Genomic DNA, 20801 nt, shown 5'->3' on the forward strand with positions numbered 1-20801 from the left:
TCCTTGCCTCCCGCCGCGCGGATAGGTACTTTGACGGCAGATGATGATGCGTGTTCAAATAATCGTCGCAACGCTGGTTTTGGGCGTGTCCTGCCTGCGATGGCCCGATGCACCCCCACCGCCCAAACAGCTTGCCGACACCTTCGACCTCCAAAAAATTCACGCCATCGGCGCGGCCATCACCGAGGCACGCGCCGAAAAACGCCTTCCCGGCGGCGTTCTTTGGCTCGAACGCAATGGCGTGCATTTTACCGAAGCTTACGGCCACGCGCAGCTCCAGCCCGAACGCGCCCTCGCGAGGCCCGATACGATTTATGATGCCGCCTCGCTCACCAAAGTCGTTGCCACCACACCCGCCATTTTGCTGCTGCACCAGCGCGGCCGCTTGAGCATCGAGGATCCCGTCAAAAAATACATCCCCGAATTCACCGGCGATAGACGCGAAACCGTCACCGTGCGCCAACTGCTCACCCACACCAGCGGCTTGCGTCCGGATATTTCCGTGAACGGCTGGGACGGCCACACCGAATGCATCGCTAAATGCGTCGCCGAAAAACTCCGCACCCCGCCGGGCACGACCTTCAAATACAGCGACATCAATTTCCAATTGCTCGATGAAATCATCCGCCGCGTCACCCGCCAACGCATTGATGTGTTTTGCGAAAAAGAAATTTTCGGCCCGTTGAAAATGGCCGACACCGGCTACAACCCTCCCGCTGCAAAACACCTGCGCGTGGCACCCACCACCGTCACCGATGGCCAAGCCCTGCGCGGCATCGTGCACGATCCGCGCGCGCGCAAGACCGCCGGCGTCGCCGGCCACGCCGGGCTCTTCACCACCGCGCCCGACCTCGCCAAATACGCCCGCTGCCTCCTCAACGGCGGCGCGCCAATTTTCAAACCTGAAACCGTGAAGCTGATGACCACCGCCCAAACACCCCTGCGCGCCCTCGGTTGGGATATGAACTCCGGCTACTCCAGCCCACGCGGCGAAACGGAGGGCACCCAATTTCCTTCCGGCTCATTTGGCCACACCGGTTTCACCGGCCCCTCCATTTGGATTGATCCGAATTCGAAGACCTTTGTCATTTTTCTCTGCAACCGCGTCCACCCAAACGAAAAAGGCGCAAGCGTTGTGCCTCTACGCAGAACAATCAGCACGCTTGCCGCGGAAGCGGTGAAGGAATTTGATTTCAAAAACTTTCCGAAATAGAACTACTTCAACTCCGGCACCGGCCAATCTTGTTTGTCTTCAGGCGACACTTCCACTGGCTCAGTCGATTGCCAATAATGCCGCTTGCGATTTACCACCAGGCCGCGTTTTTGTAATTCCACTTCGTGGCGCAATCCGGTGGCGTTGGTGTCAACGCCGAACAGGTTGAAGGTCACCACGCCCGGCAAATAGGTGAGATCGCCGTGGAACCACCGCCCGAAGGGCACGTCCACCGGCAGATGCGTGGGCGTCACATAATTGGTGCTAAACGGCGCAAAACCCGCCGGCACTGTTTCGCCATTGAAAATCACCATGCGATTGGTGATGCCCGCGCTGGGGAGATTCACCACCATCATTGGCGCGCCTGTTTGGTTGGTGGTGTAAGTCACTTCCCATCCGCCATCTTTGCTGCGGATGTTTTGATCGGTGGAATACAGCAGCACATACACGCCCAACGCGATGAAAAACATACCCGCCACGAAAGGCACCATACTTTCGCGCTTCGGCGCTGGCGCGGTTGATTCAGGTTCGCCCACGCTCGCGGTTTAGTACTCGCTCTTTTTAGTGATGCCCGGCTGCGGCACGGGATAAAACCCGTCCTTGTCGGCCGTCACCGGCGCTTTGCTGTCGAAGCCGCCCAGCTTGTCCAAATCCGGCGACAGCGGCGGGGCGTTGAGCGCGTCATCCCAGGTGGTTCGTTGACCGGTGTGCGCGGCCATCCGGCCCATGTTACAAACCTGACTCGCCAATGCCCCGCGCTCGGCTTCGTTATACGGTTTGTTGTTGCGAATGGCGTCGAGCAAATCTTCCCATTCGTCCTGATACGGATTGGTCTCCCGCGCGGGGAATTTCCAAATCTGATTTTTCGGGTTCGGCGTGAGCCCGCTATATAACGTACTCGGTGCCGGCCAATGGCCATTGGCCGAGAAGGTTCCGAAGCCTTTCGTACCATGCACGTAACTGGCGAATTCGTTGTGGCAGCCTTGGATTGTGCGGCCGTAATGCATCAGCTTCGTGCCGTCGGCGTAAGTGTATTCCACGGAATACGTGTCGAGATTCTGATCCACGTACGGCTGGCCCTGTTTATTCTCCGTGTAGTGCTTGCCGCCACTGGCTTGTGCCATGATCGGCCACGCCCATTTGTCGCGCGTGCCGATGACATCGAATGGATCGCCGCCGGCATTTTCCGGATCACCCATTGCCGCGCCTTTCATCCAACAGCATTCGTCGATATTGTGAATGTAAAAATCATTGAAGCAACCGCCACTCGCCCAGATGAAACTGTGGAAGCGCTTTATCTGCCAACGAATCTCCTCCAAATCATTGTACTCCGCGCGCAACTTCTGCGGGATCGTCCGCGATGAAGCCACCGGCCCGTGCATCCGATAGCTGCGCATCAGCACGATATCGCCAATGGCGCCTTCCTGAATTTTATCCGCCATCGCGCCGCGCGCGCGACTGTGCCGGCACATCAGGCCCACACCTACTTTCAGATTTTTCTTCTTCGCGGTTTTGTTGATCTCCAGAATTTTCTTCGTGCCATAACCATCAGCCGTCACCGGTTTTTCCATGAACACGTTGATGCCCTTCTCCACTGCGTATTGGTAAAACACCCAACGAAACGCCGGCGGCGTGGTAAAGATGGCCACGTCGCCTTTATCGAGATTATCGATCGCCTTCTTGTAACCATCAAATCCGATGTGCTGACGGTCAACCGGCACATCTACTTTCTTGCCGTGCTTGCGCTTGAGGCCATTGAGGCTGCCCTTGAGATTGCTTTCAAAAATATCCGCCACCGCCACCAATTTTGTGGGGCCGTGTCCGGCGGAAACCGACAGGGCATTGTTCGCCGCGCCCGTGCCGCGCCCGCCCGCGCCCACGAGCGCTACCTTCACCGTGTCATCCACCGCCGCGTGAACGTGCGGCAACGCTACTCCGGCCAGCGCCGAGGCGGCCGTTAGCTTGCCGGTGGTCTTGATGAATTTACGACGGTTTGATTTTGAAGAATTGGAATGTTTTGGCATGCGCGATGGTCAACCGTCCACCGCCGCGCGTCAATGGGAAATCAAAGATTGTTTTCACTCCTTCACCGCCGCCGCCATTGCGGTTTTGATGTGGGGCACTTCGCCGTAGGGATCTTTTTGGGTTTTGCAATATTCGATGAGGCCCCCGGTCATTTCGCGCACGATGGCTTGGCACGCGGGATCGGTGAATCGGTTGATCAATTCATCCGCGTCCTTTTGCAAATCGAAGAGCCACGGTTTGCCGGAGGAGGCGTACACGAGTTTATAGCGATCACATACCGCGCACAGCCATTGCGCCTGCGGATTGCTGGTGGAACGCAAAAACGTCAGGTCCCGCCAGCCCCCTCCCTTGGCTCGGAAGAGATGCGCCGCGTTGCGGCCGTTTACTTGGAGGCCGTGGTTCACTTCCATCAGGCTCATCACCGTGGGCAGAAAATCCACACAACTTAAGGATTCATCAACCACGGTTCCGCCTTTGATTTTTCCGGGTGTATAGATGAGGAAAGGAATGCGCGCGGAGCCCTCAAAAGGCACCCCCTTGTTCAGACGACCATGCTCGCCACAGAGATCACCGTGGTCGCTGGTAAACACAATGATCGTACGCTCGATCTGGCCATTCTTACGCAATGTATCGAGAATGCGGCCGATGTTGTCATCAAGACACTTAACCATTCCGTAATACTTGGGCATCATCAGCCGTATTGTGTCAGCGGTGATCTTCGGTGCCTTTGCCGCCCACACAGGCGTTTGTTCGCGAGTTTTGTTGACCGACCGCGGAATGGGCACCTTCACGTTCTGATACATTTTGTCATAAGGTGCGCGCACGGTGTTGGGGCCGTGCGGGTCGGGATAGCTCACCATGTAACAGAAGGATTTGCCCTTTTTCTCGTTCACAAAGTTAATGACCTTGTCGGTGAGCCAATCGGTGGCGAAACTCTTTTCATCTGCGCCTTTTAAGCCGTAGTCCGGCCGGCCATTTTTCGTCGATCCCACACGCGGCCCACTGGGCTCATCGACAAACATCTTCCAATGGCCGCGATTGAACATGAACCGGTTATCTTCCCATCCGAATTTGCGTTTGGGCCCCCACTGCGGCTTGCCAATCCCATCCAAATGCCATTTGCCGGCGTAACCTGTGGCGTAACCCCTGCGGCGCAGCACCTCAGCAAAGGTCACGATGTCATCACCCAGCTTGATATTGTTATTGGTTACCGGAGTATGCTGCGGATACTTGCCACTCATTAGCGCACCACGTGAAGGAGAGCAGACGGGTGTGGTGGCGTAGAAACTGGTGGCGATGGCTCCGTTCTTGGCAATCCAATCGATATTCGGGGTCTTGACGGTTTTACCGCCGTAACAACCGAGCGTCTTAAAATGGTGTTCATCGGTTTGAATCACCAGCAGATTGAATGGTTCTTCAGCACTTACAGCTGCAAAAGCCGAAACCATCGCGAAAAATATAAAATTCTTTTTCATGGAGTTCCTTCTATTCTTTTAACTTTTTCTAAGTGAATTGACCTTCTATTGGTTGGGGGGTTCGTATTCCATAAGGTGACCGGCCTCGGTGATGGTTTCACGCAACCTTCTTCCAGTGTTCGACTATTTGATCAATGATGGCCGGGGCATGGGCGCGCTGGTTTCCTTGAGCCAACGCGTGAGCTTGTCGTTCAACAACTTTGCCAGTTGCGGTTTTTCTTTCGCGCGATTTTCCGTTTCGCTAAGGTCGGCGGCGAGGTTGTAGAGTTCCAGCGAATTGTCGTCGTAGTTGCGGATGAGCTTCCAGCCGTTGCTGGCCACTACCGCGCCGGCGAGGCGATTACCCATATGCCAGGCGTAGTTCGGATAATGGAAAAAAATCTCGTCTCGCTTCAGCCCGCCACCGCCTGTGAAGATGGCCTGTTGTTTCAAAAGTGGGACGATGCTTTCGCCGTCAAGCGGCTTCCCGCCCGGCTTAAGACCTGCGACCTCGAGGAAAGTCGGAAAGAAATCCATGCTCACCACAGGCCAAATACAAGTCGTGCCCGCTCTCACTTGGCCTGGCCAACGCACGATCATCGGCACGCGAATGCCGCCTTCGTACAGGTGCCCCTTCGATTCCCGCAATGGCCGACAGTCGCTCACGCCGGCGAACCCCCCGTTGTCGCTGGTGAAAATAATCAACGTCTCCTTGGCCTCGCCCAAGTCGTCGAGCGCTTTAAGCAGCCGACCGATGGCGGCGTCCATCGCCTCAATCATCGCGCCGTACCGCGTGTCGTTCAGGCCCGGGCCCTTGCGGTCCGCGTATTTTTTCAGCAACGCCTCGGGCGCCTGCATCGGCCAGTGCACGGTGTAAAACCATAGGTGCGTCATCCACGGTTGATCCTTTTTGGCGCGGATGAATTTGATCGATTCGTCCACCAAACGGTCCGGCAAATACTCACCCTTCGGTCCGTCGGACAGCTCGGCGTTGCGGTAAGGCGAAAAGAAACTGGGCGGGCCGCCGTACGAGGTGCCGCCGATGTTGACATCAAATCCCTGCCCCGTCGGCGACAACTCCTTGGCCACGCGCCCACCGCGCGCCACGCCCGGGGCGATGTGCCATTTGCCGAGGAAGGCATTGGCATAATCCGCCTCGCGCAGTCGCTCAGCGATGGTGACGTATTCGGTGCCGAGCTTGCCGGTGAGCTTGGCCGGTTGCGGGCGGTTGTCCTTCGGGAAATACATCCCCGGCAAATGCGTCGTGAGCCCAATGCGCGCAGGCGCTTGGCCGGTCAATACTGCGCACCGCGTGGGCGAACACACCGGCGCCGCCGCATACGCGCGGGTAAACCGCATCCCCTGTTTCGCCAACCGATCCAAGTGCGGCGTGTCCAGCAGCTTGTTGCCTTGGCAGGCAAGATCCATCCAGCCAAGATCGTCGGCCATGATGAAAAGGATGTTCGGCTTCTGTGCTGCGGAGACTTTTACCATAAGCAAAAAGGCAAAGATCGCAGCAGCAATTTTCAACTGCCGGAACATTTTTGCTATTTCCCTTTTTTATCCAGTTTCTTTTTCTTCTTTTCCGCCTTGGTGAGTTTGGGGGTTTTCTTGGTCTCTTTTCGTTTGTCTTTATTCGCCATAATCTTTTCTCCTTTAGGTGTGTTTTCGATCCTGCCCGGCCAAACGTAGCTTGACACGCAAATAATGCGACAGCCTCTTGTGAAGGCAAAGTAGAATCAATCCGACTTCAACATAATGAAAACCGCCGTGCCCAATAATCCAAGCGAAACGAACATTCCACCGGGGCCCAAAAATGCAAATGGACACATCCAAACCGCTGCCAAAATCACCAGACACAAAGACCACGCTTGCCGCCGCCGTCGACTTGCCATAGCTCAATCTGCCATTAAAGAAGCGTGAAGGCAATCCTGTGGCCCCGACCTACAAATCAACACGCTCGCCCTGTGCGGCCACGCGGAAACCGGCGGCGGTTTACTTCCAAGTGTTGTCCTTCACGGGCTTGCCGTTGGTGGTGAGAATTTGGAAATGATGAAAACCGGCCGGCTGACCTTGATAACGCCACACCACTTTTTTCTCGCGCGTCACCTCCACCAATTTCACCGCCTGCCCCTTGGCATGGTAGCTGGTGATCACCGTGTTGCCATTGGGCAAGCGCTGCACGCCGCAGGCATCGTCCAGCAGTTTTTCACCAAGATCCTCGTTGTCCACACTCCACACAATCGCCCCCTTCGCATCCACCTCAATCACCCGGTTGCCGTTGGTGCAACCGATCAGCGTGTTGCCATTGGCGAGCCGAATGGCGGTGAAGGGCCAATCCCGTTTGGCGCGCCCGCGATCATCAGTCGGAAAACTGCGCAACACCTTGCCGGAATCTGGATCATATTCTTTCACGGCAAAATCCAGCAAATGCGGGGCGATGTAATTTCCGTTCGGCAACGCACGCAGCATCCGGGTTTGCATGTGCGCATTTTTTTTCTGACAGGCCAATGGCGTGGATTTCAGAATCTTGCCGGCCCGATTAATCACAATCGCCCGCGGCTGAGGCCCGAGTTCCGCCACCAGATACCGATCCTCGCCCAACGGCTGCACGGTGCTGATTTCCTTTTGCTGTCCCTGATACGACCACACAATCTTACGCGTCTTGCGATCTACCTCCGCCACGCCGCCTTTGGGAAATCCACGCGTGGGATAAATCGCCAGCAACACATTGCCATTCGGCAACACCCAGCCATCACTCGCCGGCATATCGAACCGCCACTGCACTTTGCCATCCTCCCCCACAATCACCACGCGATTGGCTTTCCCCATTCCCAGAAAGGAATGCGTTACGGCCGGGGCCGCCATTAAATCCATTGCGATTGCCAAGCCACAGACAGCCAGGAGTTTGATGAATACCATTCGAGACAAAGCTTTCATGAGCCCCCAGTTGAAGCCGAATACAGGGAGATTGCAAGGGAATCATTCAACCGGCGGACGATGGGAGGGGAGCTGGGCCTTGAAATCGCCGAGGCTATGCCAGTGGAGGCGTTGGTTGAGATCCACCTCAGCAAGGGCGATCGTGCCCCATTCCTTGGCTTGCGCCAACGGGCGACCATCGTGCCCGTACACGGCGGAGATCATCCAGTTACTCCCCGCATCGGTGTAGGTGCTGCTGATGACGTACACGTGATTCTCGCACGCGCGCGCCGCGCCAAGCATGGGATTACAGCCCCACACCGGCCAGGCGATCACCTCCGCGCCATTATGGCTGAGGCGGCGGGCGACTTCCGGAAAGAAGCCGTCGTAGCACACCATCATGCCCACCTTGCCAAAGCGCGTTTGGAAAACCGGATACGTGTTGCCGGGCGAAATACCGCCCTCAATCTCGCCGCGCGGCAGGCAAACCTTGCGGTATTTGCCGGTCACCTTGCCATCCGGACCAATGAGCACGGCAACGTTGTAGATGAGATTGGCATCGCGCTCGAGCAAACCGGCCACGAGATACAGGTCATGCTGCTTGGCGAGCTTGCCGAAATATTCGGTGGACGGCCCCGGCACAGACTCCGCGCATTCGGCAAAGGTGCGACCGCTGTGGTAGTAGGTGAGCGTCTCGGGCAAGACCACCAGATCCGCTTTGCGCTTGGCCGCATCGGCAATCAACGGCGCGAAGAGCCGGCATTTTTCAGCATTCGTTTTACCGGCGCGCGGCTGGAAATGAACCGTGGCAAAGCGCACCGTGCGCGGCTTGGGCGCGGCCACGGGAATCATGCTCACATCACGCCACGCCACTTTGCCGGCATTCAGCCAGCGCAGGCACAGCTCCACCTTCACCTGCGTGGCTTGTGTGGGCGCGCGATAGATATCGCGCACGGCGGTCCAGCCCCCAAAATTTTTCGCCCCCAAACGAGGATATTCCGGCTCCGCCCGCGGTGCTGTGCCGGATCGATACGAGGAAAACGTCGGGACATCACGCGACACCTTGTTGCCCTTGGCATCCAGCCAGATCAACCGTTCGACGATGTGGCGTTGCACGTTGACGATGTCGGTGGTTTTGCGGAGCGCACTAAACCGATAATGCTGCCCACCCTTCACGGCGAACCGCGCCTGCCATTGCCCCACCGCGCCCGATCGGCCGTTGGGAAAGATGGTCAACGCCCCGCCTTCCCTACCCCACGAAGGCTCCAGCTCCGCGCGCGGCGTATGCGTTTCCCATACACCTTGAGGGGCCGCCCCGAGGACGGATGAGAAGGCAAGGAACAGAACGAAGCGTTTCATAACGGCCATCAACCTTCCGCCACATCGCCAAAAACGCAAGTTAAAGGTCGGGCAATACCAACCCAAGCTGGGCGGCGATTTGATCCGCGAAGGGTTGATGTTCTTTGGGCAGCACGGATTTCCAGCGAGCCAAATAGTCGCGGGTGTTGAGGCCCTGACTTTTCAGTCCTTCATTCAAATACAACAACGCCACCAGATGCTTCGGATTTTTTTGGATGACCTGATAAAACTGATGGCCCGCGTATTTGTAGAGGTCATACTTCGGATATCGTTTCCCAAGCCGCAACGCCTTTTCGTTCTTCTCAAACCACACTGCGAAGCTCTCCACCTCCTCCGGCGTCTTGCCCTTGGCGATGACGCGATCCGCATAGGAGTTGAGATGCTTGGCGTAGCTCTTCCAGTTACCATAAGGCGGATGCGTCTCCCATTCTTTGGCCATCACTTTCAGCGAATAACAGGAGATCGCCTCGCAGAATGCTTCATTGATCCAATGATTCGCTCCGGACCGCGGTCGATCGTGATTGATCACGATGTGTGTGAACTCATGCGAAAATTGATAGGCGATCTGCGCCCAACCGAAGCCGTCATCCACACTCAGCATCACCAGTGTCTCACCCTTTGGCCCGCGTCGGTCCAGCTTTACCGGATACTGGTGGTTGGCTTTTTCAATGCGGATCGGCTTGAACTTTCGCTCCGGGAAATGCCGTGCAAACCCCATCGCCGCCGAACGGCACACGGCCTCGAAATTTTCCGGCACAGTCTTGTAATCCTTTTGAGTCAGCCGGATATCCAGCTTCGGACTGTTTGGAGTCGGCGTTTGAGCGAGAACGCAGACCTCCATCCCACAGATCAAGATGAGCGATAGCAACCGTAGGGGAACCAACATTTTCATCATCGCAATCTCTCCTTAATTCCAATCCATTCGTTATGGAGATTTTGGCGCCCAAGTAAATCGACCCCAATTCCTTTTGGGGGGCACGATGGGTAATGCCTTTTCTCCCGATTCAGTTTGAACCATCACCAAGGGGCCGCCACGTTTCGGCTCAGGGTAAGCCCTCGTCACATAACCATCTGGAGACCATGTAGGGTCATCCCCTCGCCCAACTTTCCGGCGCTGTTTTCCATCGTGGCTCACAACCCATACATTAAAGGTCGCAGCGATTTGCTGGTCTCGCTTGGGATTATTGATGCCGGTAAACTTACTCATATGAATCATCTCCACTCCCTCCCAATGGGCGATCCACTTGCCGTCCGGCGACCAAGCAGGAACCTTTTGCTCGATTGGCGCCTTAATGGTCTCGTGGTATTCCTGCTCCGGCTTGGAAATTAGTTTGGCCCCATCCCCATTCAGATCGCTGACCCAGACTCTCATTTCACCACTTCGATTGGAAATGAAAGCGATCTGGTTGCCTTTCGGCGAAGCCGCCGGCATGGCGTTACTGTGCTTGAGTTGTTCCGGATTGGTAAAGAGTCTGCGATGCTCGCCCGTCGTGACATTCAGAATATAAATCTGAGAATCGCGCGCGGGATCTTGTTTGGGCTTGGGCTTTACCTTCATCCAAATCAGGTGTTCAGAGTCCGGCAACCAAGAAGGCAACATATTCATCCCCTCACCCACAAGGGTCCTCACCTTCCCTCCGTTCGGATCGGCGAGGCGCAGCGCCATCGCATGGCCCACTTGTTCAACATAAACCAGTTTTTTACCATCTGAAGAACAACTCGGCATCCGACATCCGGTCTTGGAAAATGTGAGTTGCCGACTGCCTGTCCCATCCTCTTTCATGCGGTAGAGTTGCAGGATCCCCTGATCATCGGTATGGCTGACCACCACTTCACGCAATGCCGCTCCGGCCAGTAAGTGAGCACACACCCCGATTATCAAGGCCGCCTTGAATGGAAATTTTTGAGTCATCGATTAATTCTAATTTGAGCCCACCTCAACTTGACCCAGGATCGCCCAACCACTTTTTAAGGTTAATTGATTAGCAAACCGAATTGCAGGTTTCTTTTTCCAAGGATCAATCACTCCAACACCCAATTGGTAGACACCGGCTTGCTCGGGAACATTGAAAGTCGCACCAAATTGAAATTGACCGGGCAACCATGTTCGAATGTCGTCCTGTAGTTTCATCTCGGATACGAAAGCCCCTTTCGCATCCAACCATGCCAGCTTCACCGGCCAAGGATAGTAGAAAGGAGCTACGCCTTCATTAACCCCTCGCACCAAAACAACACAACCTTTTCCTAGAGCAACCGTTTTGAATGACGGACCTCAGTGAACCGAAATTGATAGCCCATCTTTCGGACCAACTGATCACTGCGAGCCTGTAAGTTAAGTGAAACATTCTCGTCCAAAGCCGGCCCATAAGGGCCAATCCAGGAAAAGTGAGAACGGCTAATCATCTCCTGAGTATGAGCCCATTGATTCCCCAACCATTTCTGCGCGGCGTGCGGCACCATTTCGCCGCCGACCACGTTCTGTTTCCAGCCGTCAGCATGACCGCCCCGACGCATGCGCGCCAAAAATGACCAATCCTCTCCATTATCCGTATCCTCGGGAAACATATCGTCGTGGAACCCGATCCCTTTGTATTTGGCCAGTACTCCATCGGCATACCGAGCCATCAGTTGCTTGTCGGGAAAAGCCTTTTGATACGCCTTTAGAATCCGATGTTGGGTCGCCTCGGAAGCAAACAATTCCAAACGGGGATACGTGTGCCACTCTCCCCAAAAGCCGAGTAAACCCAACTGAATATAAGCGACGCGCGGATGGGTATTATACCGTTTGCCCAAAGCCGCTATGAAACGCTCCATGGCCTCGACCATTTGAGGATGGTTATAATCCGGACTCTTACCGCCACCGTATTCCCGGTAAGCGCTTTCCTTCACGCCCTTAGCGCGCAACCACTTAGGCAATCCGGAGGGTTTGCTGGGGTAATCCACATACACCCGAAGCACAAGATGCTTATCCTTAGCTCTGGGGTGGTTCCAGTCCCTTTTCTCCCAATCCTCAAAGGTATATTTCCCTTCAACCGGCTCCAGCTCCCTCCATGAAATGTATTGGAACACCATGGAATAAGGGCGATGAATTTTACCGGCATTGGTGTAGAGACAATACCCCTTAAGCGGATTATCGAGTGGCCCCGGCGCGGCCGCAGGTCGGCGAATCTCAAAGCCGACCGCAGACGGTTTCGCTTCATCCGCTGGCACAAACGAACTCGGAATCAAACCCAAGAGAATGATGCTAAAAAAAAGAATCGGCGAACGGTGCCTCATGGCATGAACAGGGTAGAAGAGACTGTTGACCCCGTCACTTTGAAAATGGTCCAGAGGGAGGACTCGCTGTCCATTCCCCGATTCGTTGGGTGATTTTAAGGGAAGAATATTACGCCAGGAACTCTTCCAAGGGGCCCTTCAAATTGAGGTGCTTCAAATTCGAGTCCGGTTGGCCAAAGGTTTCGGGAGACTTCATCCCGGCGGCCTGCATCAAGGCGAGGTACAGGTTGCCGACAGTGCGATGTCCTTCGGCTCCATACTTCGGATATTCCAGATAACGTCCCATGTTCAGCTTCTGATCCAGACCGCCGAGAAGAACAAACGGCCAGTCATGACCGGCGCAATGATGGTCGCCTGAAGAACAGGACATGTAGACGATCATTGTGTTGTCGAGCATCGTCCCGTTTCCTTCGGGGATGCTGGCGAACTTCTCAGCCATTTTGGCGATCTGCTTGAGATGCAGCTTCTCCACCTCCATGCGCGCCTGATGTCCGATCCAGCCGTTGGAGGCTTTATTCTCCTGCAAATGCCCGAGGGCGTGGACGCTGTTTGTGAGCTTCAGCTCGGAGTATTTCACGCCGAGGGTATCAGGGCGCAGGGTAATCACATTGGTCAGCCCGGCAATCAACGCGGCGGACGCGATCTCAAAGTGCGATTCGATCCGTGCGGAAGGTGCCGTGGAATCATAACGATCGTTCAGTTTCGGCGCGTGCTTGCGGACCTGATCGGTCAGCGCGGCTTTCTTTTCCTCAATCTTCCGAAGCGCATCAAACGATTCCAGGTAAAGCGCGAAGCGTTCCTTGTCGTCACCCGACAGTTGCTTTTCCACGCGTCGGGCATCTTGGCCCAGGAAATCCATGAGGTTGCCGTTCAGCGCGATTTTCTTTTTCAGTTGCTCCGGACTTTCCACCGCGGCACTGAACAGCTCGAGGAACGCCTTGCGTGGCGACCCCTGATAGGCGACCGGCTTGGCCGCGCCGTAGGCGGAGAGGTTTGGATAACAATAGGAATCTTCCGGCTTCCATCCGGCGGACTCCAGCAATTGCCCGTTCATCGCCATCCCGTACATTGGATAAGGTCCCGTGGAGAGATGCTGGCCGAGCAGGCAATCGAGCGTGGGCGCGACGGCGACTTTCTCGGAGTCATGCAGCGACAGAGTGCCGAACCCCTTGGTGTGGTTCCCGCGGAAGCCCACGCCGGACAAACTCTGGATGATCGTCATGCGATCCTTGAATTTCTCCAGAGTCGCCAGTTTTGCCGGCAGCTTGTGTTTCGCCAGCGGCACATCCACCAGTGCCCCATCCCGGCGCGACCGGTTGCCCAGTTTCTGGCCGGATTTTTCATCCACGAAATGATTGGTTAAGCCGTCCGGCACGAGATTGAATTTATCGATGCCCGAAGATTTCACCACAAAGACAAATCGTTTGGGAAAGGCCGCCGCGTGGCCGGCCGCGTGAACCCGCAGGGAATGTAGGAACGGCGCCATGGCCAATGAGCCGCCGCCCAGTGATAGGTCCCGGAGAAATTGTCGTCGTTTGTAGGTCATAAAATGTGTGTGGTTATCGTCTGTATAAAAAGGAGTCCGAACTCAGCAGGGATACAACCAGCGCTTTAAAACTGCCGCCCTGATCCAAATAAGCTTTCTCAGCTTCGATCAAGGTTTGTGAATCACTTAACATCTCGTTGCGCCCCATGAAATAGCGGAAGAGATGTCGGATAAACGATTGCCGCGCACGATCCGAACGCCCCAACCGCTGCATCATCTCGACCGCATCCTTCACGTTGCCGTCCACTTTGGAATCGCCCGAGAAGGCAATCTCCCCGGTGGGGTTGATCTTGCGAGTGGTCAACTTGCCTTCCTTAAGCAGCCGATCGAATTGGCCATCACGCCGCATATAAATCTTCCCGTCCTCATCAAAATAACTCACCTCACGATACCGGCCCCAATCATCAAACATCTCAAAAGGTTCCCCGAGCGGGTTCATCTTGCGATGACATTTCCAGCACTGGGCAGCGCGCAACGGTTCCATGCGTTCCCGGAGTGTTTTGTGAGGATCAATCGGCACGGCGGCATCAACATCCGGCGGCACATCCCCCAGCACGCCGGCCAGCAGGCGCTTGTACACCCAGATGCCCCGATGGATTGGATCATTGTCTTCATTCAACGAATGGGCCGCCAACCACGCCGGGTGCGTGAGTAACCCGGCCCGTTGTCCCTTGGGCATTTCCAACGGCTGCTTAATGGGCCACGCCCACTGTTGTTCCGAGTGCCGGCCGTTGCTCGGCAAGTTGTAGGGCCCGATGTATAGTAAATCCGCAATCCCACGCCCTCTGGGTGACCACGGAAAATTCGGATGCCGATTCATCCCTTTGTCCTGCGCCCCCTTGTATAGCGATGCAATCAACTCTGCCTCCCGGCGCGCATTTTCCAAAGCCCGCTTCGCCTTCTCAGGCATCCCTTCGTAATTGAAGTCGCGCTTGATCTGTTCCCGCTTTTTCTCGACCTGCGCCTCGACATAACCTGGATCCAACACCTCCGCGATACGCTGCTCGTAATGTTCGCGGGCATAGTCGTTGTCGCCCGGGTGCGCGATGAAATACTGGTTCGTCGTCAGCAACTCAGCAATGACGTCCTGATCTTTCTTCAAAACATGCTCAATCAACATGCGCGCGTCATGGATCAGCATGTCGGTGTTCCATTGCTCAATCTTCTCCGCGCGCCGCCGGTCGTTGTCCTTGAACACCGCCCCCGCCCGGTGGAAGCCGAAGTACTCATCAAAAAACCGCTGCACCCGCGGCAGGTCTTTGCGATTCCAGGACCCGCTCGTCAGTTGCTCCTCCAGCAATTGCCTCACGAGCTTGGCCACGTCTTCCCGGGTTTTAAGCTGCCCCTGCTGGATTGCCGCTTGGATGTACCGATTCCGGTCAGGCCCTTGATCGGTTAATGCGTAGGCCACCGCATGCGCCAGTTCATTCGGCGACAAATGCCGACGCCCATGCGTGTCCACCTTACCCAAGCCAAACTCCATTCGGTAGATCGATTCCGGGCTCAGGAACATCGCTTTGACCGTCGTCTTAAAACCATCCAAGTGACCGCCGGTTTCGATATTCTGTTTGAGAAAGGTCAGGTACTTCTCTTGTTCTGCCTGAGCCGGGTAGCGCCCAATCACCCGCATATGCTCTCGCCGAACCAGTTCCGTGAGATCCGATTCCTTGAGTGCTTTGTTCCCCTTCGTCAGTGCTTTGAACTCACCGCGTTTTTCCCGCGCGGCCAAAAACGAATCCGCCACGATCATCATCATTTGCACCGTGCTCTGATCCGCCACCGACATCGCCGCATAATCGCGAACCCCACGCTCCGAAGTCACGTAACTGAAGGGGCTCTTCGCATTGCCAAACCCTTTATGCGAAAAAATTTCTGAGTTAAACCGCCAGAGTCGGGCAGGCGAAAACGAAGGCGTTTTGATTTCACCGGAAAACAGTTTTTCATGATTCACCCAGTTGCCATATTCGGGCGCGAGCAGTTTTTTGCGATACGCATCGCCAGACCCCGCCGTCAACAACTGGCGATCAATCCACTCGATCATCGCGTTTCGATCCGAATCACCGGGACGCTTCTCCTCATCCGGCGGCGGCATATCGCCGGCTGTCAGTTGAGCGAGAATGTCCAACCACAATTCAGAATTGCTCGCCTGAGTGAAATCAAACGAAACCTCGTGGAGCGCCAACTTACCCTTTTGCTTTTCCTCCCCGTGACAGCGAATGCAATGGGTTTCAAGGAACTGTTTTGCCATACGCCCAGCCTCCGCCGCTTGCAGGTCAAAAGAGGCCACAATAAAAAGCAGCACAGATAGAATCCGTAACGTTCCCATAAACTTATCGCAGTATAGGGGGAGATTCAGCTTTTATCAATCGATCGATGTCTAAATTAGACCGGCGGGAATCAAGCAAGCCGGGCGAATTATTGACGGAAACCAGTGAAGAGGAATCTGAGGCTATCTGATAAACCCAAACCACCTTGGAGAGACGAACCGCCCAGAATCCTGCGCCCTCGTTCACACGAGTTTCTCCATCGTATTAATGGGCGGAAGCTCAGGTTAGGCGCTTTTTTTCTCTGCCTCGATTTCGGCTTGGAGCTCCGCCTCAAACTCCGCCTCGATTTTAGCTTTCAACTCGGCTGCGGCCTGCTTGGCCGCTTCCTCAGCCGCCAGCGCGGCAGCCGCCTTCTCGGCAGCCAGTTTTTCGGCCTTCGCTTCTTCGCGAGCCCTGCGCTTGTCCGCTTTCTTTAGTTCGCGCTCTCTGCGCTTGTAATCTTTACTGGGTGTTTGCGCCATCGGGTTGTCCTTTAAAGTTGTGGAAACACTTATCTCTAGCGTTTCGGCGACGTTGCAAATCCAAATCGCGCCGCCACGTTAATCCAAGCGGACTTTCACGGCGAACAAAAACTATTTTCTTGAGGTTACCGGCCTCGCAGCTTGTCCAAGCGTGCGGGCTGGTCAGCGGTGTTACGTAATTGTAACCTTGCCGACACACGCATGTGATACGACCTCCCTATGAAGACTCCCGTGAAGACGATCCTCGTGGTCGATGATGAGCCGGATGCGGTGGAGCTGGTGGAGTTCAATCTGCGCGCCGCCGGGTATTCAGTGATTGCCGCGGAGGACGGCGCGAAGGCCATTGCCAAGGCGCGCCAGGCATTGCCGGACCTGATTCTGCTCGACGTGATGCTGCCAGAGATTGACGGCATGGCCGGCTGCAAAATCCTGAAGAACGATCCGGCTACCGCGAACATCCCCATCATTATGCTCACCGCCAAGGCGGCGGAAATCGACCGTGTGTTGGGTTTGGAGCTGGGCGCGGATGATTACGTCACCAAACCGTTCAGCCCGCGCGAATTGATGTTGCGCATCAAAAATTTACTCAACCGCCAGACGCCCCCAGCGTCTGAGGTGCCGGTGAACATTGTGGCGGGGCCGATCACAGTGGATACCGCGCGGCACGCGGTGTTGGTGAATGGCGCGGCGGTGGATTTGACCGCCACCGAGTTTAAGCTGCTGTCCACGTTGGCGAGCCGCCGCGGGCGGGTGCAGGATCGCGAACAGTTGCTGCGTGACGTGTGGGGGTACGATACCTACATCGACACGCGCACGGTGGACACCCACATGCGTCGCCTACGCGAAAAGCTGGGGGCGGCAGCCGGCTGCCTTGAGACGGTGCGCGGCGTGGGCTATCGCTTCTGTGAACGTGACGGATAACATGGACGCCCTTTGGATCATCCTGATACTGGCGGCTCTCGGCTGGGCATGGCAATTGCGCGGGCGGTTGGCGGCGGCGGAAGCGGAACTGCAGCGTTGTTGCGCCGAGCAAGGCGAGCAATCCGAACGGCAGCTACTGCAACAACACGCGCTGTTGGATAGTATGGTGGAGGGCGTGCTGGTGTTGGATGCGGAAAACCGGATCGAGTTGACCAACGCCTCGCTGCGGCAGTTGTTGGGTTTGGCGGAAGACGTTAACGGACAGGCGTTGGAGGAGGCCGTGCCGGTGGCCGTGCGAACGGAATTAAAGGAACTGGTTGCGGCCGTACGCGAGGCGGGGGAACTGCGCGAGGGCGAACTGCAACTCAATGGCGGCGATCCCAAGCTGGTGCATATCAACGCCCATTGCCTACCGCGCGCCGCAGGACAGCACACGTTGCTTGTGTTTCACAATGTCACGCGGCTTAAGGAGCTGGAAAACACTCGGCGCGATTTTGTGGCCAATGTGAGTCATGAACTGCGCACCCCACTCTCGTTGATCAAAGGCTTTACTGAAACGTTGATGGACGGCGCGGTGGATGATCCGAAGAAGAGCCGGGAATTTTTACAAACCATCGACAAACACGCCGATCGGCTGGGCTATTTGATCGATGATTTACTGACCTTGGCGCAGCTGGATTCCGGCCGATTGGCGATGAACCGGCAGCCGACCAACCTTCGCACCCTGGCCGAGCGCGTGGAGGATGATTTACGAACCAAGGCGGCGAAACGGTCGATTGAGTTAAAAACGGATATTCCGGCTGATCTACATCTGGACGCCGATGGCGATCGGCTACAGCAGGCGGTATTCAACCTGGTCGACAACGCGATCAAGTACGGGCGCACGGGGGGCACGGTGACCATCGAAGGGCGTGTCAGCACCCAGGGCATGGCCGAGGTGGCGGTGGCCGATGATGGCGAAGGGATTCCGGCCGAGTCGGTTGAGCAGGTGTTTGAGCGCTTTTTCCGCGTAGACAAGGCCCGCAGCCGGGAGACCGGGGGAACCGGCCTCGGTTTGGCTATCGTGAAGCACATTGTGCACTCGCATGGCGGCAAAGTGCGGCTGGAAAGTCAAATGGGTCAAGGGGCTCGGTTCATCCTGAACCTGCCGCTCGCGGCGGAATCGGAGGAGGCGGCATGATTTGTTCACGCCCTTTCGAGCCAATTGTGAGAAACTGGTTTACTGTGAGTAATTGCCACTTGGAGAACGGTGAAAATCGGATAAACAGCCGCTGCCCCAGCAACTGCCGACCGGAAAGGAACTGACTGATGAATGATGCCACTCAACTTGAAGAAAGTCTGCAACGCGATATTGATCTGATTCGCAGCAAGGTCGAACGCATGGCGGAGCTGGCCGAGGCGGGGTTGCGCGACGGGCGCAAAGCGCTCTTTGAAGCAAACGGCCGAATGGCGTACTCAGTGATTTTGCGCGACAAGGAGGTGGATGAGCTGGAGAAGGAAATTGACCGGCTTTGTCTGGAGTTTCTCATTCGTCAACAACCAGCTGCGGGCCATCTTCGGTTTGTGTATGCCGTCATCAAGATCAACCAAGAGCTGGAGCGCATTGGGGATTACGCCGAGAGTATTGCGCGTGAATGCCTGACGATCAATTCGTTGAAGATCGAGTTTGACCACTCCGTGTTCATTGAGCTGAGCGACACCGCGATCTCCATGATGCAACGGTCGCTGCAGGCATTTCTCGCGCAGGACGCGGACATGGCCTGGATGATCATGAAGGATAACGAGCCGGCCAAGGATCACCGCGATCTGTTAATGGAGCGGCTGGTGGATTTCCATGAGCGCGGCAAGATCCCGATGGAAGCCTTGGCGCCGCTGGAGACCGTGGCGCGCCGGTATGAGCGCGTGGCCAATCAGGCGACGAATATCTGCGAGGAAATCCTGTACATGTGCACCGGGAAAAACATGAAGCATCTCGGGCAGGAAAGTTTTCGCGTGTTGTTCGTGGACGACACCAATAGCAGCCACAGCCAAATGGCCGAGGCCATCGGCAACGATGGTCAGTACGCGAATTTTGTATTCAGCAGCGCAGGCATTGAGCCGGGATCCCTGGATGGGGGGACGGTGGATTTCCTCAAGGCCAAGGGCTTGGATATTTCCAGCAACATCACCAAGTCCATCGAGCACATTCCAAACCTCGAACACTATCAAGTCGTCGTGGCCCTCAGTAAAAAGGGGGCGCAGGCATTTCCGCAACCGCCGACTCGCACCGTTGGCATCCATTGGAACATCAAGGACGGCGAACTTGAGCAGACACACGAATATTTATCCGAACAAATCCGTGACTTGGCACAGGCCATTCTCGGTGAACAATCCAAATAAAATACAATACACATGAAAAAGAACATCACTAAAAGTCTGATTGTAGCACTGGCAGTCCCGTTTCTGAGCCAACTCGGCTGTGGGAAACGCGATGGCGGCGGTGAAGGCGGTGAATCGACGAACATCCAAAACAAGGGCTCGGATACAATGCTTCAGCTGGCGCAAGCATGGAGCGAGATGTATTCGGCCAAAAATCCGGATGTACGAGTGGCCGTCTCCGGCGGCGGATCGGGCACGGGTATTGCCGGCCTGATTAACGGCGTGGTGGATGTGGCGAATTGCAGCCGCTCAATTAAGCCCACCGAGGAAAAGGAAATCGAGGCAAAGCACGGCGTGAAGCCCAAGGAGTATATCATGGGACTCGATTGCTTGGCGGTGTTTGTCCATAAGGACAATCCGATGGAGGAAATCACCATCGAACAACTCGGCCAAATTTTTGGTGAAGATGGCACCATCACGAAATGGAGCCAGTTAGGCATTGAAGTGCCCGGGGATAAAGACGAGATCGTGCGCGTGAGCCGAACCTCAAACTCCGGCACCTATGTGTACTTTAAAGAGACGGTGATCCCTGAGGGGAAATCCTTCAAGTCCGGCGCGCTGGGGATGCATGGCTCCAAGGAGGTAGTTGAGCTGTGTGGCAAAACAGAGGCCGCCATTGGTTTCAGCGGCATGGGATACGCCACCGATGAGGTGAAGATGCTGCTGGTGTCCCAAAAAGAGGGCGCCGAAGCCTTTGCTCCTAACAATGAAAATGCGTTAAGCGGTAATTACCCCATTGCACGGCCGTTGTTCATGTACACGCTGGGCGAACCCAAGCCGCACGTGAAGGCGTACCTGGATTGGTGCATGGGGCCCGAAGGGCAGAAGATTGTGGCAGCCACCGGCTACGTGCCAAACAAGCAAAAGTAGTGTTAATCCCCC

The 20801-nt window shown here is 55.8% G+C and carries 18 protein-coding genes; 5 read left to right on the forward strand and 13 right to left on the reverse strand.

Annotated elements, in window-relative coordinates; translation table 11 throughout:
- The first annotated feature begins 40 nt into the window (after nucleotides 1-40).
- Nucleotides 41-1213: a beta-lactamase family protein gene (locus H8E27_12410; GenBank protein MBC8326417.1), complete on the forward strand. Its 1173-nt coding sequence runs from the start codon at nucleotides 41-43 to the stop codon at nucleotides 1211-1213.
- A gap of 2 nt (nucleotides 1214-1215) precedes the next feature.
- Here H8E27_12410 and H8E27_12415 read toward each other — a convergent pair whose 3' ends face one another.
- The 13 genes from H8E27_12415 to H8E27_12475 form a co-directional block, all read right to left on the reverse strand.
- Nucleotides 1216-1749, reverse strand: coding sequence for a hypothetical protein (locus H8E27_12415; GenBank protein ID MBC8326418.1), 534 nt, complete (start codon nucleotides 1747-1749; stop codon nucleotides 1216-1218).
- A gap of 9 nt (nucleotides 1750-1758) precedes the next feature.
- Complete coding sequence (locus H8E27_12420) at nucleotides 1759-3237, reverse strand: Gfo/Idh/MocA family oxidoreductase (protein ID MBC8326419.1); 1479 nt, start codon at nucleotides 3235-3237, stop codon at nucleotides 1759-1761.
- 54 nt (nucleotides 3238-3291) lie between these two features.
- The gene (locus H8E27_12425) at nucleotides 3292-4686 is read right to left on the reverse strand and encodes a sulfatase (protein ID MBC8326420.1); all 1395 of its coding nucleotides are present in this window, start codon (nucleotides 4684-4686) and stop codon (nucleotides 3292-3294) included.
- A gap of 150 nt (nucleotides 4687-4836) precedes the next feature.
- Nucleotides 4837-6186, reverse strand: a complete 1350-nt coding sequence (locus H8E27_12430; GenBank protein MBC8326421.1) for a sulfatase — start codon at nucleotides 6184-6186, stop codon at nucleotides 4837-4839.
- A 501-nt stretch (nucleotides 6187-6687) separates the two neighbouring features.
- Complete coding sequence (locus H8E27_12435) at nucleotides 6688-7632, reverse strand: hypothetical protein (GenBank protein MBC8326422.1); 945 nt, start codon at nucleotides 7630-7632, stop codon at nucleotides 6688-6690.
- A gap of 42 nt (nucleotides 7633-7674) precedes the next feature.
- Nucleotides 7675-8979 carry a carbon-nitrogen hydrolase family protein gene (locus H8E27_12440; protein ID MBC8326423.1) on the reverse strand — a complete coding sequence of 435 codons (1305 nt, stop codon included), beginning with the start codon at nucleotides 8977-8979 and terminating at the stop codon, nucleotides 7675-7677.
- Nucleotides 8980-9010: 31 nt separating this feature from the next.
- Entirely contained in the window at nucleotides 9011-9811 is an 801-nt protein-coding gene (locus H8E27_12445) for a hypothetical protein (GenBank protein MBC8326424.1), read from the reverse strand.
- 84 nt (nucleotides 9812-9895) lie between these two features.
- Complete coding sequence (locus H8E27_12450; protein MBC8326425.1) at nucleotides 9896-10882, reverse strand: PD40 domain-containing protein; 987 nt, start codon at nucleotides 10880-10882, stop codon at nucleotides 9896-9898.
- 9 nt (nucleotides 10883-10891) lie between these two features.
- Complete coding sequence (locus H8E27_12455) at nucleotides 10892-11194, reverse strand: DUF4832 domain-containing protein (GenBank protein ID MBC8326426.1); 303 nt, start codon at nucleotides 11192-11194, stop codon at nucleotides 10892-10894.
- A 20-nt stretch (nucleotides 11195-11214) separates the two neighbouring features.
- On the reverse strand, nucleotides 11215-12246 hold the full coding sequence (locus H8E27_12460) for a beta-galactosidase (protein ID MBC8326427.1): 1032 nt from the start codon (nucleotides 12244-12246) through the stop codon (nucleotides 11215-11217).
- 109 nt (nucleotides 12247-12355) lie between these two features.
- The gene (locus H8E27_12465) at nucleotides 12356-13792 is read right to left on the reverse strand and encodes a DUF1552 domain-containing protein (GenBank protein ID MBC8326428.1); all 1437 of its coding nucleotides are present in this window, start codon (nucleotides 13790-13792) and stop codon (nucleotides 12356-12358) included.
- Nucleotides 13793-13805: 13 nt separating this feature from the next.
- Nucleotides 13806-16040, reverse strand: coding sequence for a DUF1588 domain-containing protein (locus tag H8E27_12470; protein ID MBC8326429.1), 2235 nt, complete (start codon nucleotides 16038-16040; stop codon nucleotides 13806-13808).
- Between the two features lie 303 nt (nucleotides 16041-16343).
- Complete coding sequence (locus H8E27_12475) at nucleotides 16344-16580, reverse strand: hypothetical protein (GenBank protein MBC8326430.1); 237 nt, start codon at nucleotides 16578-16580, stop codon at nucleotides 16344-16346.
- Between the two features lie 219 nt (nucleotides 16581-16799).
- Here H8E27_12475 and H8E27_12480 point away from each other — a divergent pair, with 219 nt between their 5' ends.
- The 4 genes from H8E27_12480 (at nucleotide 16800) to H8E27_12495 (ending at nucleotide 20789) form a co-directional block, all read left to right on the forward strand.
- A complete protein-coding gene (locus H8E27_12480; GenBank protein MBC8326431.1) occupies nucleotides 16800-17501 on the forward strand; it encodes a response regulator transcription factor in 702 nt (233 codons plus the stop codon).
- On the forward strand, nucleotides 17491-18681 hold the full coding sequence (locus H8E27_12485; protein MBC8326432.1) for a PAS domain-containing protein: 1191 nt from the start codon (nucleotides 17491-17493) through the stop codon (nucleotides 18679-18681). Before H8E27_12480 ends, H8E27_12485 begins: the two co-directional genes overlap by 11 nt.
- A 128-nt stretch (nucleotides 18682-18809) precedes the next feature.
- On the forward strand, nucleotides 18810-19880 hold the full coding sequence (phoU, locus tag H8E27_12490) for a phosphate signaling complex protein PhoU (GenBank protein MBC8326433.1): 1071 nt from the start codon (nucleotides 18810-18812) through the stop codon (nucleotides 19878-19880).
- Between the two features lie 12 nt (nucleotides 19881-19892).
- Nucleotides 19893-20789: a phosphate ABC transporter substrate-binding protein gene (locus H8E27_12495; GenBank protein MBC8326434.1), complete on the forward strand. Its 897-nt coding sequence runs from the start codon at nucleotides 19893-19895 to the stop codon at nucleotides 20787-20789.
- Nucleotides 20790-20801 lie beyond the last annotated feature (12 nt).

It is taken from the genome of Limisphaerales bacterium, assembly GCA_014382585.1.
In the GTDB taxonomy this organism is placed as follows: Bacteria; Verrucomicrobiota; Verrucomicrobiia; order Limisphaerales; family UBA1100; genus JACNJL01.

What these genes read in the sequence shown, in the direction of transcription:
- H8E27_12480 (MBC8326431.1), top strand. Translation starts at nt 16,800, where the DNA reads ATGAAGACTCCCGTGAAGACGATCCTCGTGGTCGATGATGAGCCGGAT.
- H8E27_12445 (MBC8326424.1), bottom strand. Translation starts at nt 9,811, where the DNA reads ATGGAGGTCTGCGTTCTCGCTCAAACGCCGACTCCAAACAGTCCGAAG.
- H8E27_12475 (MBC8326430.1), bottom strand. Translation starts at nt 16,580, where the DNA reads ATGGCGCAAACACCCAGTAAAGATTACAAGCGCAGAGAGCGCGAACTA.
- H8E27_12420 (MBC8326419.1), bottom strand. Translation starts at nt 3,237, where the DNA reads ATGCCAAAACATTCCAATTCTTCAAAATCAAACCGTCGTAAATTCATC.
- H8E27_12435 (MBC8326422.1), bottom strand. Translation starts at nt 7,632, where the DNA reads ATGAAAGCTTTGTCTCGAATGGTATTCATCAAACTCCTGGCTGTCTGT.
- H8E27_12450 (MBC8326425.1), bottom strand. Translation starts at nt 10,882, where the DNA reads ATGACTCAAAAATTTCCATTCAAGGCGGCCTTGATAATCGGGGTGTGT.
- H8E27_12465 (MBC8326428.1), bottom strand. Translation starts at nt 13,792, where the DNA reads ATGACCTACAAACGACGACAATTTCTCCGGGACCTATCACTGGGCGGC.
- H8E27_12410 (MBC8326417.1), top strand. Translation starts at nt 41, where the DNA reads ATGATGATGCGTGTTCAAATAATCGTCGCAACGCTGGTTTTGGGCGTG.
- phoU (MBC8326433.1), top strand. Translation starts at nt 18,810, where the DNA reads ATGAATGATGCCACTCAACTTGAAGAAAGTCTGCAACGCGATATTGAT.
- H8E27_12440 (MBC8326423.1), bottom strand. Translation starts at nt 8,979, where the DNA reads ATGGCCGTTATGAAACGCTTCGTTCTGTTCCTTGCCTTCTCATCCGTC.
- H8E27_12425 (MBC8326420.1), bottom strand. Translation starts at nt 4,686, where the DNA reads ATGGTTTCGGCTTTTGCAGCTGTAAGTGCTGAAGAACCATTCAATCTG.
- H8E27_12430 (MBC8326421.1), bottom strand. Translation starts at nt 6,186, where the DNA reads ATGGTAAAAGTCTCCGCAGCACAGAAGCCGAACATCCTTTTCATCATG.
- H8E27_12470 (MBC8326429.1), bottom strand. Translation starts at nt 16,040, where the DNA reads ATGGCAAAACAGTTCCTTGAAACCCATTGCATTCGCTGTCACGGGGAG.
- H8E27_12495 (MBC8326434.1), top strand. Translation starts at nt 19,893, where the DNA reads ATGAAAAAGAACATCACTAAAAGTCTGATTGTAGCACTGGCAGTCCCG.
- H8E27_12460 (MBC8326427.1), bottom strand. Translation starts at nt 12,246, where the DNA reads ATGAGGCACCGTTCGCCGATTCTTTTTTTTAGCATCATTCTCTTGGGT.